A 15,710-nucleotide genomic window follows, 5' to 3' on the forward strand; every position below is an offset into this window, starting at 1 on the left:
GATATCTCATAGCAAAAGCTAGTAAGGCCCCTTGAAGACGACGAGGTAGATAGGCTGGAGGTGGAAGTGCAGCAATGTATGGAGCTGACCAGTACTAATCGGCCGAGGGCTTGTCCAGGTGGTTTAGGATGTTCTGGAGATGGATGACAATGTGCAGTTTTGAAGGTATGAACCTTCTGCCTACGAAAGAGCAATAGTTAGAATACATAAGCTGGATGATACAAAAGACAGCGTTACGAAAGAGTTTGCAGTATACAGAAGACAGTAATACGAAAGATGGTTATACAAAGGATAGTAATACAAAAGATATTTATCGAATACATAAGATAAGAAAGCTCTGGACAATGTTCAGAGCTTTTAGTTATACAATATAATTTAGTGACCTCGGACGATCCTGAATTAACACAAAGGAGACTATATAGATGACGGATATCAGCAGAGATATTTCAGACAGCGACTTTATCTTGATTGGGATAGGAGAAGAATGGGAGTCCCGCGAAATGACGGAAGAGCTGCGGGCTGCTTACGAGAAGCTGAGAAAGCAGATAGAAAACCGCGACTATTTTATTGTCACTACGGTTATGGATGGGTGGATTCATCAGATGGGGTTTGATGATAAACGGATCGTGGCTCCCTGCGGGAACTGGAATTATTTACAGTGTAAAGACGCCTGCTGCCCTGATATCTGGATGAAGGGAGACGGCATCGGTGAAGTGTGCCCTGAATGTGGGGCTTCTTTAGTTGAAAACACGGTTGAATCGAAACCTTACGTGGAAACAGGATATCTTTCTGGGTGGCAGACTTATATGAGCTGGCTTCAGAAGAGCCTGAACCGTAAGCTGCTTCTGATGGAGCTGGGTGTAGGGTTTCGCACGCCTACGGTGGTCAGATGGCCCTTTGAAAAGACAGCTTATTTGAATTTGAAATCACGGCTGTACCGAGTACATGAAAAGCTGTTTCAGATTCCGGACAACCTGGAGGGCAGAGGAATCTCCGTTCCGTTAAACAGCGTGGAATGGACATTGTCTGCTTTGACTGTTCGGCAGTAATTTCGGAAATCCTTGATTTTTCTTAAGAAAATCCGACAATTCTTCTATTGTGTGACCTCTCTAACTATGATAAAATATGACATAGTTGTGAGTGCCGCAGAAAAGCCTGCCTTTAAGAGGATTTAATCCGTGTCGGCAGAGAACGGCAGTTAGGATGTGACAATATGATTGCGATTATTGATTACGACGCCGGTAATTTGAAGAGTGTAGAAAAAGCCTTGGTTTTTCTGGGAGAGAAGCCAGTCGTCACCAGAAGCCGGGAGACGATCCTGACGGCTGACAAGGTGATACTGCCCGGTGTGGGAAGCTTTGGAAATGCAATGGAAAAGCTTCATCAGTATGACTTGGCGGATACAATCCATCAGGTAGTGGACAAAGGCACCCCATTTCTCGGTATCTGCCTTGGGCTTCAGCTATTGTTTGCCAGGAGCGATGAGGCACCGGGAGTAGAAGGCCTTGGTATCCTGCCTGGAGAGATTTTGAGGATTCCGGATGCTCCAGGGCATAAGATTCCGCATATTGGATGGAATTCTCTGGATATAAAAAGAGATGCTTCATTGTTTCAGGGTATTGACAATGGAGCTTATGTTTATTTTGTCCACTCTTATTATTTGAAAGCGGCAGACGAGGCCATTGTGGCGGCTACGACGGAGTACAGCGCTTGTATCCATGCTTCGGTGGAAAAGGATAATGTGTTTGCGTGCCAGTTTCATCCGGAAAAGAGCAGTGATATAGGACTGAGAATTCTCAGGAATTTTGCGGGACTAAAGCAGTGAGACGGGAGGGAGCCTTATGCATACGAAGCGAATTATTCCCTGCCTGGACGTGCATGGCGGCCGGGTGGTAAAGGGAGTCAATTTTGTCAATCTGAAGGACGCGGGCGACCCGGTGGAGATTGCGGCGGCATATGATAAAGCCGGAGCAGATGAAGTAGTATTTCTGGATATCACGGCATCTTCGGACGCCAGGAATACGGTGGCAGACATGGTCCGCAGAGTAGCGGAAACGGTCTTTATACCATTCACCGTAGGCGGCGGGATTCGAACCGTGGAGGATTTTAAGGCGCTGCTGCGGGAAGGCGCCGATAAAATATCCATAAATTCTTCTGCGATCAGCAATCCCAGCCTGATTTCAGAGGCAGCCGATAAGTTTGGAAGCCAGTGTGTAGTGGTTGCCATCGATGCTAAGCGCCGCAAGGATGGTTCCGGATGGAGCATCTATAAAAACGGCGGACGAATAGATATGGAAATAGACGCCGTTGAGTGGGCGATGAAAGCAGACGAACTGGGAGCCGGCGAGATCCTTTTGACCAGTATGGACTGCGACGGGACGAAATCGGGTTATGACAACGCTCTAACGGCGATGGTGGCGGAAAATGTTTCTATACCTGTCGTTGCTTCCGGAGGGGCAGGTACTATGGAGCACTTTTACGACGCGTTGACGGTGGGAAAGGCGGATGCGGCGCTGGCTGCTTCCTTATTCCACTATAAGGAGCTGGAAATACGGGAATTGAAGAAGTATTTGTCAGGAAGAGGACTGCCTGTGCGTATTTGAATTGACGGACGGTGAGAATAAAAGCGGTGAAATACTTTTAGACAAGAGGGGGATGGAGTATGGGAGCGATTTCCAATGACTGGCTGGAGCCACTTTCAGCAGAGTTTAAGAAACCATATTATGCCAGGTTATATAAAACGATAAAAGATGAATATAATAGTAGACAGATATTTCCAGAGGCTAAGGATATTTTTTCAGCATTTGAGCTGACGCCGTTTCATAAGGTAAAGGTGGTCATCCTGGGGCAGGACCCTTATCATAATATAGGGCAGGCACATGGACTCTGCTTTTCCGTAAAGCCGGGCGTTGAGATTCCGCCTTCTCTGGTGAATATTTACCAGGAACTTCATGATGACCTGGGATGCTACATTCCCAACAATGGATATTTGACAAAATGGGCGGAGCAGGGAGTGCTTCTTTTAAACACGGTGCTCACGGTCCGGGCTCATGCGGCGAACTCGCACAGAGGGATCGGATGGGAGGAATTTACAGATGCGGCGATCAAAGCGCTTAATGAATTGGATAATCCCATCGTATTCATTTTGTGGGGAAAGCCTGCTCAGAATAAAAAGGTAATGCTGAACAATCCCCATCATTTGATTCTGGAAGCGCCGCATCCCAGCCCGCTTTCTGCATACCGGGGATTTTTCGGAAGCCGTCCGTTCAGTAAAGCCAATGAATTTCTGAAGAAGAATGGGGTAACGCCAATTGATTGGCAGATAGAGAATATCTAGGAGGGAGTATGGGCTTTTTAGAGTTTTTAAAGGTAATTGTATTCGGTATTGTGGAAGGTATCACAGAATGGCTTCCGATCAGCAGCACCGGACATATGATCATCCTGGAGGACCTGATGCCTTTGAAGGTCAGCACGGAATTTATGGAGATGTTCCGCGTGGTCATCCAGTTGGGAGCTATTTTGGCTGTTTGTATCCTGTTTTTCCATAAGTTGAATCCCTTTTCTCCGAGGAAAAATCGGAGGCAGAAAAAACAGACATGGAGATTGTGGTCTAAAGTGATCGTAGGATGTATTCCTGCCGGGATTCTGGGTATCCTTCTCAATGATTGGTTTGACGCGCATTTTTACAACAGCTATGTGGTGGCGGCGACCCTGATTATCTATGGCGTCCTGTTCATCCTTTTGGAAAGACGGAACAAACGCCGGTATTTTTCCATTGAACGGTTTTCTCAGCTTACGTATCAGGATGCCCTGATAGTCGGTGCCTTTCAGGTACTTTCCCTGATTCCGGGTACATCTCGTTCCGGCGCTACGATTCTGGGAGCTATGCTCATCGGGATTTCGAGGCCCATCGCCGCGGAATTTTCATTTTTCATGTCCATTCCGGTCATGTTCGGCGCGAGTCTGTTGAAGCTTGTAAAATTTGGATTCCATTATACCGGTACGGAAGTCATGGTGCTGATAGTAGGCATGGTTTCTGCCTTTATAGTATCCGTAGTCGCGATTAAATTCCTGATGAGTTATATCAGGAAAAAAGATTTCAGCGTCTTCGGCGTTTACCGGATTGTACTCGGTGTGCTCGTACTGCTGTATTTCTTCGTGAAGAAATAACAGGACTGCGGGTAGGTATGAAGCCGGGTAAAGAAACCTGTAGAAGAAAATGATAGATTTTACACAGAAGTGAGGAGTAATGTGATGATGGAGCATAGCAGGACCGGAGCGAACCGGGGCAGGTACGAATATGGCAGCATAGGGGAAGAACCGCGGAGAAGAGGCAGGAAGCCGAGAGGTGTTCTGGGTCTGCTTTCAGCTCTTGGTCCCATATTATATTTTCCGATGATGCTTTTTTATCTGGAGATGGCATTTCATATTTATATGGGTGAAAGCCTGAAGTATATTCCGGTGTGGCTGTTCTTTTCGATTTCATTGGGATTTTTTCTTTCTCTTTTTGCCATCAATTTCAGTTTTCGGGTAAATCGGATAATCACATATGTCATAACAATACTGTTTAGTGTGGTATTTTGTGTGGAGATGATGTGCAAAAAAATCCTGGCTCAATATTACCAGCTTTTCAGCATAGCCAAGACAGCGGCCGGAAATAAGCTGACGGATTATATGAGCGCGATCGTCCAGGGAATTGTCAAAAACCTGTTTGGGCTGCTTCTCATGGTTCTGCCGATTATCTTTATCTATGTGATCGGACGTAATTTTTATAACTTTAAGAGAAAATATATTGGTTTGAGCGGTGTTGTGGCAGGAGCCGTGGTGGTGACGCACCTGCTGGGACTGCTGGTGATACATCTGCCCTGGAAGGGAGATTATACGCCTAAAAGCCTTTACGCTACAGATACCAACGTGGACGACCAGGTGCAGCAGCTGGGCGTCATGAACATGCTGCGGCTGGATTTGAAGCATTCCCTTTTCGGGGTGAAGAGGAACTTGAACGCTGATTTTGAAAATCCCACCTTTTCGGCCAACAATACAACGCCCAGTGGTGAGGGAAGTACCGGCGGCGAGAGCGATGCGGTTGGAACCAATACGAATACTCTTCCCAACGGCGTTACAGCCAACACCGACACCTCCCCCAATGTCATGAATGTGGATTTGGAATCTCTGGCGGCCAACGCCCCCAACGACGATGTGGCATGGCTGTGCAAATATTTTAACAGTGTGACGCCTTCGAACAAAAACCAGTATACCGGTATGTTCAAAGGATACAATGTGATATTTTTGTCTGCTGAGGGATTTGACCAGTATGTGATCGATAAGGAGAAGACGCCAACCCTATATAAACTGACCCACGAGGGTTTTGTGTTCAACAATTTTTACAGTCCTCTCCATTATACCAGCACATCCGGCGGAGAGTGCCAGAACCTGCTGGGCCTGTATCCGAAAAACGGCGGCGAGATAATCATGCAGGACAGCGGGGACAAGGGAACGAACTGGTATTTCAGTTTGGCTCAGCAGCTGAACCGGGCCGGCTACGCTTCCATGGGTTTCCATGCCAACGGAAATATGTATAACAGGCTGAATTCCCATACGAATCTGGGCTATAAATGGTTTCAGGATGGAACGGGATTGGATTTGGAGCTGAATTCCAGCGGAAAGAAGATTTGGCCTCAGTCCGACCTTTATGCCATGGAACAAAGCGTAGATAAGTATCTGAACAGCAGTCAGCCGTTCAACGTCTACTATATGACTATCAGCGGCCATATGCCTTACGATTTTGGAAGTAATGCTATTTCCGTAAAGAACAGGGATATGGTGGCGGACAGCGGCTATTCAGAGAAAACACAGGGATATCTGGCGGCCAATTATGAGCTTGACAAGGCGTTGGAATATCTGCTCAAGCGCCTGGAAGAAGCAGGTATCGCCGACAAGACTCTGATCGTAATGGCGCCGGACCACATTCCGTATTTTGATGTGGATACCATAGAAGAGCTGGCTGGAAAATCCTTCTCATCCGGAGATGCGACGGCTTTGCAGCAGTCCCTGAATGAATCCATGATTACGGACTATGACCTGTATAAGAATTCCCTGATCATCTGGTCGGCCAGCATGAAGGAGCCGGTTCAGGTCGATAAAATCTGCGGACAGGTGGATATTCTTCCTACGGTTTCTAATCTGCTGGGCTTAGAATATGACTCCAGGATGCTGTCCGGCACGGATATCCTCTCCGATGCCCAGCCACTGGTAGCGTTTTCTTCCGGCTGCTGGAAGACAGACGTAGGATTCTATAACCGCTATACGGGAGAATTTACATTGGCAGAGGGCGTGACCATGGACGATGCTCAGAAAGAGGAGTATGTGGCAGCCATGAAGAAGGTCGTGAACAACAAGCGGGCCCTCTCAGAGATTATTATGGCCAATGACGCTTATAGCTATATTTTCCCGAATACGAAAAACAGTTCAAGTGTACAGTAGCACAGTCTATACAACCAAAAAGGCTGCCGGGGGTGATTCTCCGGCAGCTTTCTATTGTCCATTTAAATTGTTTGTCGAATTATAATATTACTGCTTGAATTTCGCAGGCGGCTTGTTATAATGAAGATGAAAAAGGTACTTTTGTGAGGGAGTTTGTATGAAAAAGTCATATGAGATTGACATGTGCAGCGGGCCGCTGTTTGGTAAAATCATGAGATTTGCGGTCCCGCTTATTCTGTCTGGCGTGCTTCAGCTTCTTTTTAATGCGGCGGATATCATTGTAGTCGGTAGGTTCACTGGAAGCCATGCTCTGGCTGCGGTGGGATCTACCAGCGCTCTGATCAATCTGCTCGTCAATCTGTTCATTGGTGTTTCCGTGGGAGCCAATGTAATGGCAGCCAGATATTTCGGATCCAGAAGTGAAAAGGAAATGTATGAAACCGTTCATACGGCCATACTCACGGCCCTGATTGGCGGATGTCTGATGATATTCATTGGAATCTTGATGGCGCGGCCGGTGTTGGAGCTGATGGGGACTCCGGATGATGTACTTTCTCATGCGGTGCTGTATATGAGGATTTATTTCATAGGGATGCCGTCGTTTATGGTATACAATTTCGGAGCGGCGATCCTGCGGGCCATAGGAGATACCAAGCGGCCTTTATATTTCCTGACGGCTGCCGGGGTAGTCAATGTGATATTCAACCTGTTGTTCGTTATTGTCTTTCATATGGGAGTAGCCGGTGTGGCCATCGCAACAGTCATATCCCAGACCATATCGGCAGCGCTGGTACTTCTCTGCCTGTGCAGGAGCGAGGGAATTTACCGACTGGATTTGAAAAAGCTTCATATCCACAGGGACAAGCTGTCAGCGATGCTTCAGATTGGCCTTCCGGCAGGATTTCAGGGAATGGTGTTCAATATCTCCAATGTACTGATACAGTCTTCGGTAAATTCGTTCGGATCTCTGGCTATGGCGGGAAATACGGCTGCCAATAACATTGAAGGATTTGTCTATATATCCACCAACTCCATCTATCAGACCTCTCTCAGCTTTACAAGTCAGAATATGGGGGCCAGACAATATAAAAGGGTTGACCGCATCCTGATAGAATGCCTGCTGATTGTGACCGTGCTGGGGCTGGTACTCGGAAACGGCGCTTATTTGCTGGGCGATTCACTCCTTCAGGTTTATTCATCGGATCCTGAGGTGATCGCATTTGGAATTTCCCGGCTGGCGGTCGTCTGTGTATCCTACGCCCTTTGCGGAATCATGGACGTGATGGCGGGAAGTATCAGAGGGATGGGGTGTTCTGTCATGCCCATGGTAGTGTCTTTGACCGGCGCCTGCCTTTTTCGGGTAGTCTGGATATTTACAGCATTTAAAATCAGCCGCAGCCTGTTTACTCTTTATATTTCATATCCGATTTCCTGGGTGCTTACCATATCCATGCATGTGGTATGTTATCTGGTCATGAGGAAGCGGAAATTTGGACCGCCGCGGAACAGGGCTCCGCTTCCAAGAAAAAAACAGGACGTCTCTTGATCTGAGACGTCCTGTTTTTGTTCTATTATCTGTATTGGTTATGTACTGCTTTTCTGTTCGGCAGCTTTATTCATATTTTTCTGGGCTGTGGAGAGCATCAGCTTGATACGGTTCAGCTGGTTTACTTCACTGGCGCCGGGATCGTAATCCACTGCGATGATATTGGAGTCCGGATATTGCCTCCGCAGCTCCTTGATGACACCTTTACCCACCACATGGTTGGGCAGGCAGCCGAAGGGCTGCGTACAAACGATATTGTTGGTGCCTGTATGAATGAGCTCCAGCATCTCACCGGTCAGGAACCAGCCCTCGCCTGTTTGATTACCCAGGGAAACAAAGGGATCGGCCAATTCAGCCAGGCTTTCTATCTTGGCCTGGGGGAGAAAATGCCTGCTGGCGTTCAGTTCCTGTCTGGCGGCCTTTCTGAAGTATTCCAGAAGGGAAATCCCTATGTTGCAGAGGCGGGCGGTGGAACTTTTAAAGCCCAGATTCTTTGCCTTAAAATTACTGTTATAAAAACAGTACAAAAGGAAATCCATCAGATCTGGCATCACAGCCTCAGCGCCTTCGGCTTCCAGCAGGTCCACGAGATTGTTGTTGGCCAGAGGAGAGAATTTCACGAGGATTTCACCGACAATACCCACCTTAGGCTTCCGGATGTCCTCATGGATGGGAAGGCTGTCAAAAGCCTGGATGATGGCCCGGATATTCTTTTTGAACCGCCCCATGGAAGGCCCATGACTGGTCAGGTCCTCAATGCACCGTTTTTCCCATTTTTTATGGAGTTCGTTGGCAGAGCCGGGCACCAGCTCATAAGGACGCATCCGGTACAGCACCCGCATGAAAACATCGCCGTATACCACTGCCTGCATGGCCTTTATGAGCAGAGGCAGGGTAAAGGAAAATCCAGAATTGGATTCCAGCCCCTGTGCGCTGAGAGAGATGACCGGTATCTGCGGCATGCCAGCCCGTTCAAGCGCGCGGCGAATGAAGCCGATATAGTTGGAGGCTCTGCAGCCGCCGCCAGTCTGGCTCATGAATACGGCTGTCTTGTTCAGATCATATTTTCCGGATAAGAGTGCCTCCATGACCTGGCCCACCACGATCAAAGAGGGATAGCAGGCATCGTTGTTTACATATTTTAAACCGACGTCAACAGCTGCTTTCGTATGGTTTTGAAGGACCTCCACATGATAGCCGCAGGAACTGATAGCCGGACCCAGAATGTCGAAATGGATGGGGCTCATCTGCGGACACAGGATAGTGTAATCCTTTTTCATCGCTTTTGTAAATTCCACCCGGTTATAGGCAGAAGTGACGATTTTTCGCTCAATATGCTTGCTTTTCCGCACCCGGAGCGCGGAGATCAGGGAGCGGATACGGATTCTGGCAGCTCCTAGATTGCTGACCTCATCAATCTTCAGCACCGTATATATTTTGCCGGAGCCTGTGAGAATATCGTTTACCTGATCCGTTGTCACGGCGTCCAGGCCGCAGCCAAAGGAATTCAGCTGGATCAAGTCGAGATCCTCCCTGGTTTTTACAAAATTCGCCGCGCGGTAAAGTCTGGAGTGGTACATCCACTGATCCATGACGACAATGGGGCGCTCCACTTGTCCCAGATGAGAAACGGAGTCCTCTGTCAGGACAGCAATGCCATAGGAAGTGATGAGCTCCGGTATGCCGTGGTTGATCTCAGGGTCCACATGATAAGGCCTGCCGGCCAGCACGATACCGTGACGTCCGGTTTCCTCCAGATACCTTAAGGTTTCTTCGCCCTTCTTCTTGATATCGTCCCGTGAAGCGATCAGCTCTGTCCATGCTTTGTGGGAAGCGTTTTTTATCTCTTCCACAGGAATATCACATTCTTCCGAAAAGACCTTTGTCAGACGCTTTTCCAAAATCTCTTCATTTGTGAAAGCAAGGAATGGATTCATGAACCTAGTACCAGCTTCTGTGATCTCCTCCATATTGTTTTTGATATTTTCCGCATAGGAGGTCACGATGGGGCAGTTGTAGTGGTTCTGGGCGTCCGGAGTTTCGTTGCGTTCATAGGGAATACAAGGGTAAAATATAAAGTCGATTCCCTGCTTGATAAGCCAGGCTACATGACCATGGGCCAATTTTGCCGGATAGCATTCCGACTCACTGGGAATGGATTCGATGCCAAGCTCATAAATCTTTTTGGAGGATTGGGGAGAGAGCACTACCCGGTACCCCAATTCCTTGAAAAAAGTAGCCCAAAAAGGAAAATTCTCATACATGTTCAGGACGCGGGGGATTCCCACAGTGCCCCTGTGCGCTTTGTCCGGCGTCAAGGATTCATAGCCGAATACCCGTTTATATTTGTACTCAAACAGATTGGGAATATTTTCTTTGTTCTTTTCTTTACCAAGCCCCCGTTCGCAGCGGTTTCCTGACACGAACTGCCGTCCGCCGGAAAAACGGTTGATGGTCAGCAGACAGCTGTTGGTACAGCCTTTGCATCTGGCCATCTTTGTGTCAAAGGTCAGGTTCAGAATCTTTTCCATGGAAAGCATCGTGGTTTCCTTGTCGGGGGTATAACGCTCCCTTGCTACCAGCGCAGCTCCAAAGGCGCCCATGATTCCGGCAATATCAGGGCGCACGGCTTCACAGCCGGCAATCCGTTCAAAGCTGCGGAGTACCGCGTCATTATAGAACGTACCGCCCTGAACGACGACCTGCTTGCCCAGATCACTGGCGCTGGTGATCTTGATCACCTTAAATAAGGCGTTTTTGATCACCGAGTAGGCGAGGCCCGCAGAAATGTCAGAGACCTCGGCGCCTTCTTTTTGTGCCTGCTTTACATTGGAATTCATAAAAACAGTACAGCGGGTACCGAGATCGATGGGGTTTTTGGCATACAAAGCCTCCTTGGCGAAATCCTGGACACTGTAATTCAGAGATTTGGCGAAGGTTTCGATAAATGAACCGCAGCCAGAGGAGCAGGCTTCATTCAGCTGTACGCTGTCTACGGTCTGATTTTTGATTTTAATGCATTTCATATCCTGTCCGCCGATATCCAGGATACAGTCCACATCCGGATCAAAAAAGGAGGCGGCATAATAATGGGATACAGTTTCCACTTCCCCCTCGTCCAGCATCAGAGCAGCCTTTATTAAGGCTTCTCCGTAGCCGGTGGAACAGGAATACTTGATGGATGCGCTGGGCGGAAGGAGCTCGCTTATCTCCTTCATGGCCCGTATTGTGGTTTTCAGCGGACTTCCGTTATTGTTGGAATAGAAGGAATAGAGGAGAGAACCGTCTTCTCCGACCAAAGCGACTTTTGTGGTAGTAGAGCCGGCGTCAATGCCCAGGAAACAGTCGCCCTCATATGTATCCAGATCCGCCGTTGCCACATTGTGCCGGCTGTGACGTTCCAGAAATGCGGCGTAGTCGTCCGAGTCCTTGAAAAGAGGTTCGAGACGCTTTACCTCAAATTCCATTTTCACACCGTGCTGAAGCTTCTCGCAGATGGCCTCTAAGGAGGTGTGGATCTCTTCCTTCGGGTTCATGGCTGCTCCGATTGCGGCAAACAGATGAGAATGCTCCGGAGCGATGATAGCGTCTCCTTCCAGCTTCAGAGTGCGGATGAACGCGGCCTTAAGCTCCGATAAAAAATGAAGAGGCCCGCCCAGAAAAGCCACATTGCCGCGGATTGGCTTGCCGCAGGCCAATCCGGAAATGGTCTGGTTGACGACCGCCTGGAAAATGGAAGCCGCCAGGTCTTCTTTCGTGGCGCCCTCGTTGATGAGAGGCTGGATATCAGATTTTGCAAATACGCCGCAGCGGGCAGCAATCGGATAGATGGCTTTATAGTGCTTTGCGTATTCATTGAGACCGGAAGCATCCGTCTGAAGCAGGGTGGCCATCTGGTCAATGAAAGAACCAGTTCCTCCTGCACAGATACCGTTCATACGCTGGTCGATACCATTGGTGAAATAAATGATCTTGGCATCTTCTCCGCCCAGTTCGATTGCGACATCGGTATGAGGCGCATAATCCTGGAGAGAAGTGGCGACTGCCACGACCTCCTGGACAAAAGGGACCTCCAGATGTTTTGAAATCGTGAGACCGCCCGAACCGGTGATGACCGGGCAGACCTCCATGTGGCCTAAGAGGTCAAGCCCCTGACGGAGAAGGGAAGCCAAGGTCTCCTGTATGTTGGCATAATGGCGCTCATAGGCAGAAAAAAGTACTTGATTTTCAGGATTCAAAATGGCTATTTTGACTGTTGTGGAGCCAATATCGATCCCCAATGTATTAAAATTCGTCATAAAAACACCTTTTTCTAGTAAAGTTAAGCCCATTGGCCGGAGACCCGGACAGCGGGCACAGTAAACCACATGTTATTATAGTATGTTCCATCTGGAATTGCAAGAATTCCGGGAAGTAAAATTATGTTAAAAAACCGTGAAGTTTGTAAAATATATAGAATCGGTAATCAGGTATTTGACAAACCTTAAGATTGTTCCTATAATGAAATGGTCATGTCGCTTTAATTGAAAGACAGAATGGAGCCTTGAATTTATGAATTGGATGAATAAACTGGAGCGGAAGTTTGGTAAATATGCCATTCACAACCTGATGTTTTACATCATGATCTTATATGGAGTAGGGTTTGTCATCATGAATGTAAACCCTATGTTTTATGTACAGTACCTTTCCCTGGACGCGGCTAAGATTCTGCACGGGCAGGTATGGAGGATTGTGACATTTCTGATCTATCCTCCTGCAACGGATATTTTGTATTTTATCATTGCCATGTGGCTTTACTATTCCCTGGGGACGACTTTGGAAAAGGTGTGGGGAAGCTTCCGGTTCAATCTGTACTTTATCACCGGAATTCTGGGCCATATTTTGGCGGCTGTCCTGATTTATGTGATTTTCGGGCAGGTGTTCCTGCTGGGGACCTCATATCTGAACTGGTCATTGTTTTTCGCTTTTGCCGCTACCTTTCCGGATATGCAGTTTCTGCTGTTCTTTATCATACCTGTAAAGGCAAAATGGCTGGGGATTCTGAACGGAGTGTACTTTGTGTATGAGCTGATCGTGGGAAATTGGGCGACGAGAATTGCAATCATCCTTTCCGTTCTCAACTTCCTGGTCTTCTTCCTGGCCAGCCGTAATCTGAACCGGGTGAATCCGAAAGAGATCAAACGGAAAGCTGTGTATCAGCAGCAGGTCAAGGCAGCTAAGTCAGATGCAAAGCATCCTAGGCATAAGTGTGCGGTCTGCGGAAGGACGGAGCTGGATGATGAGAATCTGGAGTTTCGTTTCTGTTCCAAGTGCGAAGGCACGTATGAATACTGTCAGGATCATCTGTATACCCATAAGCATGTGACGGCCCACGGGCATGATGAGACGGATGCGTGATGCAGTTTCAGGAAAATTTTATTTGATAGAGAAAAACACGGCGCGGCCTGGAGAGGGCCGCGTTTCTTTTGATTAAGATTACTCTGTCATTCGGAGAGAAAAGATGCTATAGTAGTATCATGAACAAAAATGAAAGCATCGGGGGATCTGAGGGGAAGCAGCATGTATACTAGGTTAATGAAGCTGATTTACAAAATCGAAAATAACCGGATATTTTCTTCTATTAAAAAGGGATTTATTTTATTGATTCCGGTTTTGCTGGTGGGTTCTTTTGCACTGTTGTTTAAAAATTTCCCAGTGCCGGCGTTTCAAAGGTTTCTGGAAGCCGGTATAGGAGCGGTCCTGCTGGAGATCCTGAATTTTCTGTTTGATTCAACGGTTGGGTTCATGTCAGTGTATCTTGTGATGAGCATCAGTTATTACTATTCCGAGACCATGGAGATACGGAGCCGTTTCCTGCAGGTGATGTCGATGCTTGTTTCCATGATCTGTTTTGTGGCTTCCTTCGGCGGAGGGAGCGGTTCCATGGAGTTGAGTGATATGGGGCCTGTGGGTGTATTTACCGCTATGTTTACGGCAATAGCGGCTACCAAGCTGTTTTATGTACTCAATTCTCGGATTTCCGAACGCCGCCGCTTCTACGCGCCAGGCTCTGACACGGATTACCGGAATTCCCTTTCTGTACTCTATCCGCTGCTTCTCTGTGTCTTGATTTTCATAGTGGGAAGGTTTCTGGTACAGTATATTACGGGGGCGGATAATCTGAATGATCTGATCTCAGATTCTATCGTCGCTTTGTTTGAAAATATGGACGGAGGGTTTGGAGTAGGGGCGCTTTACGTACTGGTCTTAAATATCCTGTGGGTTTTCGGGATTCACGGGGGAAATGCTATGGAATATGTGGCACAGTCATATCTGGTCCCAAATGATACGGTGCCGGGCGTCATTGTGTCCAAATCATTCCTGGATAACTTTGTCATGATTGGCGGATGCGGCGCGGCTATCTGCCTCCTTTTGGCACTTTTATTTTTTGCCAGGGAAAAAGACAACCGCCAGCTTGCCCGGTCGGCGGCTCCTGCCGTCCTTTTCAATATAAATGAAATTCTGGTATATGGCCTTCCGATCGTGCTGAATCCTATTATGGTCCTGCCTTTTATACTGACACCTCTCTGCGCCTATCTGATCGCGTATGGAGCGACTGTGCTAGGTTTTCTTCCGGTGGTCGAAGCGACCGTCACGTGGACGACGCCGGTGCTGTTCAGCGGCTATCTGGCCACGGGGACCGTTCATGGAGCAATCCTCCAGCTGATAACGGTGGCGGCCGGGACCTTGATCTATGCGCCGTTTGTCCGGCTTTCTGAAAAGATGAGAAAGAGCCAGGCAAAGACACTCCTGCAGGAACTCACGGAGCATATGAAAAAGCAGCAGGAGGAAGGAAAGGCCCTGGATGTATTGGATCGTCACGATAGTCTGGGGATGCTTGCCAGAAATATGGCGTCCAAGCTCCGGATTGATGTGGAAGCGCAGGGGCTTCCTCTGGGCTATCAGCCCCAATTTCACAGTGAAAAGGGGATCATTGGAGCGGAAGCGCTGCTTAGATGGTGTTATGCCGGCGAAAGCGTTTATCCTCCGCTGGCTGTGGAACTGGCCAGGGAGGACGGGTTTTTTGACCGCTTGACACAATGCGTGATGCGGACCTCGATGGATGCCTGCCGGACTCTGCTCCGGGAAGGGCATATGCTGGAAATTTCAATGAATATCACGGCGGAACAGCTGAATAACTCACGGTTTGTGGATAAGGTGATCCGGCTTGCCGACGAATATGGCGTCTCCGGTTTTTTCTGTCTGGAGGTAACAGAAGAGACCTCCGTGGAAAACCTGAAATCCATTTCGGAACATATTGAGCGTCTGAAAGAAAATGGGATTATGGTGCTGGTGGATGATTTCAGCATGGGAAGCACCAGCCTCAAATATTTGCAGGGCAATGGCTTTTATGCGGTCAAATTGGACGGAGGCCTGGTGAGACAGGCTGCGGAAAATGAGAGAAGCCGGGATATCGTCGCGTCCATCATTACCCTCGGGAAGACTCTGGATTATACGGTGATTGCGGAGTACGTCGAGACAGAGGATATCCGCGACAAGCTGAAAGCGCTGGGATGCCATATTTATCAGGGTTATCTGTACAGTCCTGCTGTGCCGTTTGAAAAATTTAAGGAAATGCTGTAAAAGAAACCGTTCGCTGCTTTGAACTTGAATAAAAAGTTGTTTTTCCATCCATATTAAA

The 15,710-nt window shown here is 48.0% G+C and carries 10 protein-coding genes and 1 rRNA gene; 10 read left to right on the forward strand and 1 reads right to left on the reverse strand.

All coding sequences use genetic code 11. The features are described from left to right. The 8 genes from LQE92_RS06760 to LQE92_RS06795 form a co-directional block, all read left to right on the forward strand. Nucleotides 1-118 (forward strand): 23S ribosomal RNA (locus LQE92_RS06760); the annotation flags it as partial. 304 nt (nt 119-422) lie between these two features. Next, the gene (locus LQE92_RS06765; RefSeq protein ID WP_231062241.1) at nt 423-1,049 is read left to right on the forward strand and encodes a hypothetical protein; all 627 of its coding nucleotides are present in this window, start codon (nt 423-425) and stop codon (nt 1,047-1,049) included. A 164-nt stretch (nt 1,050-1,213) separates the two neighbouring features. Then, nucleotides 1,214-1,825: an imidazole glycerol phosphate synthase subunit HisH gene (gene hisH, locus LQE92_RS06770; RefSeq protein WP_231062242.1), complete on the forward strand. Its 612-nt coding sequence runs from the start codon at nt 1,214-1,216 to the stop codon at nt 1,823-1,825. A 16-nt stretch (nt 1,826-1,841) separates the two neighbouring features. Further along, on the forward strand, nt 1,842-2,603 hold the full coding sequence (gene hisF / locus LQE92_RS06775) for an imidazole glycerol phosphate synthase subunit HisF (RefSeq protein WP_231062243.1): 762 nt from the start codon (nt 1,842-1,844) through the stop codon (nt 2,601-2,603). A 59-nt stretch (nt 2,604-2,662) separates the two neighbouring features. Further along, nucleotides 2,663-3,337 (forward strand): uracil-DNA glycosylase, encoded by a 675-nt coding sequence (locus LQE92_RS06780; protein WP_231062244.1) that lies wholly within the window; start codon nt 2,663-2,665, stop codon nt 3,335-3,337. Nucleotides 3,338-3,345: 8 nt separating this feature from the next. Continuing rightward, nucleotides 3,346-4,170, forward strand: coding sequence for an undecaprenyl-diphosphate phosphatase (locus LQE92_RS06785; RefSeq protein ID WP_231062245.1), 825 nt, complete (start codon nt 3,346-3,348; stop codon nt 4,168-4,170). A gap of 84 nt (nt 4,171-4,254) precedes the next feature. Beyond that, entirely contained in the window at nt 4,255-6,483 is a 2,229-nt protein-coding gene (locus tag LQE92_RS06790; protein ID WP_231062246.1) for an LTA synthase family protein, read from the forward strand. A 157-nt stretch (nt 6,484-6,640) separates the two neighbouring features. Further along, entirely contained in the window at nt 6,641-8,029 is a 1,389-nt protein-coding gene (locus LQE92_RS06795; RefSeq protein WP_231062247.1) for an MATE family efflux transporter, read from the forward strand. A gap of 38 nt (nt 8,030-8,067) precedes the next feature. On the opposite strand, the gene LQE92_RS06800 is transcribed toward LQE92_RS06795, so the two are convergent. Continuing rightward, entirely contained in the window at nt 8,068-12,327 is a 4,260-nt protein-coding gene (locus tag LQE92_RS06800) for a 2-hydroxyacyl-CoA dehydratase (RefSeq protein ID WP_231062248.1), read from the reverse strand. Nucleotides 12,328-12,580: 253 nt separating this feature from the next. Between LQE92_RS06800 and LQE92_RS06805 the strand changes: the two genes are divergently transcribed. Continuing rightward, nucleotides 12,581-13,426 carry a rhomboid family intramembrane serine protease gene (locus LQE92_RS06805; protein ID WP_231062249.1) on the forward strand — a complete coding sequence of 282 codons (846 nt, stop codon included), beginning with the start codon at nt 12,581-12,583 and terminating at the stop codon, nt 13,424-13,426. Nucleotides 13,427-13,588: 162 nt separating this feature from the next. Further along, on the forward strand, nt 13,589-15,652 hold the full coding sequence (locus tag LQE92_RS06810) for a PTS sugar transporter subunit IIC/EAL domain-containing protein (protein ID WP_231062250.1): 2,064 nt from the start codon (nt 13,589-13,591) through the stop codon (nt 15,650-15,652). The last annotated feature ends 58 nt before the right edge of the window (nt 15,653-15,710 follow it).

It is taken from the genome of Lientehia hominis (assembly GCF_021044755.1).
Taxonomy (GTDB): Bacteria; Bacillota; Clostridia; order Lachnospirales; family Lachnospiraceae; genus Lientehia; species Lientehia hominis.

Bases quoted from the DNA above. Each gene is read 5' to 3' on its own strand.
- hisF (WP_231062243.1), top strand. From the start codon at position 1,842: ATGCATACGAAGCGAATTATTCCCTGCCTGGACGTGCATGGCGGCCGG.
- LQE92_RS06785 (WP_231062245.1), top strand. From the start codon at position 3,346: ATGGGCTTTTTAGAGTTTTTAAAGGTAATTGTATTCGGTATTGTGGAA.
- LQE92_RS06805 (WP_231062249.1), top strand. From the start codon at position 12,581: ATGAATTGGATGAATAAACTGGAGCGGAAGTTTGGTAAATATGCCATT.
- LQE92_RS06780 (WP_231062244.1), top strand. From the start codon at position 2,663: ATGGGAGCGATTTCCAATGACTGGCTGGAGCCACTTTCAGCAGAGTTT.
- LQE92_RS06765 (WP_231062241.1), top strand. From the start codon at position 423: ATGACGGATATCAGCAGAGATATTTCAGACAGCGACTTTATCTTGATT.
- hisH (WP_231062242.1), top strand. From the start codon at position 1,214: ATGATTGCGATTATTGATTACGACGCCGGTAATTTGAAGAGTGTAGAA.
- LQE92_RS06810 (WP_231062250.1), top strand. From the start codon at position 13,589: ATGTATACTAGGTTAATGAAGCTGATTTACAAAATCGAAAATAACCGG.
- LQE92_RS06795 (WP_231062247.1), top strand. From the start codon at position 6,641: ATGAAAAAGTCATATGAGATTGACATGTGCAGCGGGCCGCTGTTTGGT.
- LQE92_RS06800 (WP_231062248.1), bottom strand. From the start codon at position 12,327: ATGACGAATTTTAATACATTGGGGATCGATATTGGCTCCACAACAGTC.
- LQE92_RS06790 (WP_231062246.1), top strand. From the start codon at position 4,255: ATGATGGAGCATAGCAGGACCGGAGCGAACCGGGGCAGGTACGAATAT.